Source organism: Xaviernesmea oryzae (assembly GCF_900109605.1).
Classification (GTDB): domain Bacteria; phylum Pseudomonadota; class Alphaproteobacteria; order Rhizobiales; family Rhizobiaceae; genus Xaviernesmea; species Xaviernesmea oryzae.
Genome location: NZ_FOAM01000044.1, coordinates 1 through 2371, shown reverse-complemented (window position 1 = coordinate 2371; position 2371 = coordinate 1). Strand labels below are relative to the sequence as shown.

Here is a 2371-nt window from a genome sequence, read left to right as displayed (position 1 = left end):
AAGGTGGCCATGAAGGCAGCACGATCTGCACCGCGGTCCGATCCGGCGAAGAGCCACGATTTTCTGCCGAGCGCAAAGCCCCTGAGTGCTCGCTCTGCCGCATTGTTCGTCAGACAAATTCTTCCGTCCTCGAGGAATGACGTGAAGCCGCCCCAACGCTTGAGCATGTAGTCGATTGCCTCGGCGACTGGAGAACTTCGCGACAGCTTCGCTCGCTCGGTTTGAAGCCAGTCGTGCAGTTCACTGACGATCGGTTGACTGTCTTTGCGGCGGCGCTCCAGACGCTGATCGGCAGCAAGCCCGTTGATCTCCCGCTCGATATCGAACAGGGCATCGATCCGTTTTACGGCTTCGAGCGCCATAGGCGAGATCGGCGCGGCGTTCTTTCCACGCTTCGCATTTGCGGCAATGTCGGCGAGCACGAAGAACTTGCGCCGCGAGTGAGCCCAGCAAAACGCCGGCCTTAGGGGATTTGGATCGCGATCAACCTTGAACAGCGGATTGTAGCCGCCATAGGCGTCTGCCTGCAAAATACCGGTGAAGGTCTTCAGGTGGCGTTCCGGATGCTCCTGCCGTCGATCACGCGAAGCATAGTAAAGGGCGGCCGGCGGTGAGAGCCCACCGAACGGTCGATCGTCCCGGACATAGGTCCAGATGCGGCCCGTATCGGTCTTTCCCTTGGCCAGGATCGGCACGGTCGTGTCGTCGCCATGCAGTCGCTTGGCGGCAAGGACATGCGCTTCGATCAGAGAGTGAAGCGGCTTCAGCGCCGCGGCACATGCTCCAACCTGGTCGGCCAGCGTCGACAAGCTGAGGTCGATGCCTTCATGGGCATAGCGCTCGCTCTGGCGATTGAGCGGCTGGTGCTGGGCGAACTTCGCAAACAGGATCATTGCCAGCAGGTTCGGCCCTGCAAAACCGCGGGGCGTTACGTGGAATGGTGCGGGTGGCTGCGTGATCTTCTCACACTCGCGGCAGGTAAACTTCTCCCGCACCGTCTGGATGACCTTCCACTGACGCGGGATGACTTCCAAGGTCTCGGTGATGTCATCACCAAGCTTCGACAGTTTGGCCGATCCGCAGCAGGCGCAATTCGTGGGAGCGGCGATGACGACGCGCTCGCGTGGCAGGTGTTCGGGAAAGGGCTTACGTGATGGGCGCCTGCGCTCGAAGGCTTTGACGGTTGAAGCTTTGGCTGCGATCTCCGCCGCCAGTTCATCTTCACCGGCGTCCGCTTCCAGTTCCTCGAGCTGCAGTTCCATCTGCTCCAGGAGCCGCGCCTTGCGCTCGGACCGGCTGCCGTAGAGTTCCCGACGAACCTTGTCGATCTCCAGCTTCAGCCGTGCGATCAGCGCCTCGGAATGCGATAAGAGTGCCTTTGCGCTGGCGGCCTCAGCCTTGGCGGTCGCTGCTTCCGCTTCGGCTGCGACACGTCGAGCGCGCTCCTGGGCCAGAGTCGCAAGGGCACTGGCAAGGTCGTCCGGAAGCCCTTCGGTCGCGTTGCTCATGACAGGATGGAATCATATTCGACCCCGTCATTCCAGCGTTTTTGCTTATCCGGCCGACGTCGGCCGCCAGGTCTTTTGCGGCATTCGCCAGTCGATCCCTTCCAGCAGATAACCGAGTTGCGCCGGCGTGATCACCACCGTGCCTTCGGCCGCTGATGGCCAGATGAAGCGGCCGCGCTCCAGCTTCTTCGTAAACAGGCAGGCTCCCTGGCCGTCATGCCAGATCACCTTGATCAGCCCACCGCCGCGGCCGCGGAATACGAACAGGTGACCACACATCGGGTCGCGCTTCAGCGCCTCCTGAACCATCAACGACAGACCGGGGAAACCCTTGCGCATATCGGTATGGCCCGTGGCCAGCCAGACCTTCACCCCATTCGGAACCGGGATCATCGAAGCCCCAACACGCAGTCGAGAATCCGGCCAAGCGCTTCGGTATCGATGTCGCTATCCACGCGGACACGCCGACCGTGGCCCAGATCAATCGTTACATCACTGCGCTTCCGACGAGATGTCATCGGCGCTTCTGTGGACGCGGGCTGCGCTGCATCCGATAAGATAACCGGCACCAAGGTCGTGGTCGCCTGTTTTGCTGGTTCGTCCGATTGGCAAAGCTCCTTGCGCCAGCGGAACAACTGACTGACATGGATACCGGCCGCGCGGGCAATCTCGGAGATAACCGCGTCCGGCTCAAAGCAGGCCGCGACGAGCCGCGCCTTGTCCTCATGTGTCCAGCGCCGACGGCGCTCTACAGATGTGATCACCTCGATGGGATGCTTCGTCATATGACTACTCCTAGCGTTACCACTAGGACTGCCAGTCAGAAGACCGTCATCGCAAGGCGGCCCTCACCGGGGGCTTAC

General features: G+C 61.4%; 3 protein-coding genes. All 3 read right to left on the bottom strand.

Annotated elements, in window-relative coordinates:
• Positions 1–1508 (bottom strand): IS66 family transposase (gene tnpC, locus BMX61_RS24110; protein ID WP_092743088.1); only part of this gene is annotated, 1508 nt, incomplete at its 3' end.
• 45 nt (positions 1509–1553) lie between these two features.
• Positions 1554–1901: an IS66 family insertion sequence element accessory protein TnpB gene (gene tnpB / locus BMX61_RS24105; protein ID WP_075625310.1), complete on the bottom strand. Its 348-nt coding sequence runs from the start codon at positions 1899–1901 to the stop codon at positions 1554–1556.
• Positions 1898–2293: an IS66-like element accessory protein TnpA gene (tnpA, locus tag BMX61_RS24100; protein ID WP_075625309.1), complete on the bottom strand. Its 396-nt coding sequence runs from the start codon at positions 2291–2293 to the stop codon at positions 1898–1900. Before tnpA ends, tnpB begins: the two co-directional genes overlap by 4 nt.
• Positions 2294–2371 lie beyond the last annotated feature (78 nt).

Bases quoted from the DNA above. Each gene is read 5' to 3' on its own strand.
- tnpB (WP_075625310.1), bottom strand. From the start codon at position 1,901: ATGATCCCGGTTCCGAATGGGGTGAAGGTCTGGCTGGCCACGGGCCAT.
- tnpA (WP_075625309.1), bottom strand. From the start codon at position 2,293: ATGACGAAGCATCCCATCGAGGTGATCACATCTGTAGAGCGCCGTCGG.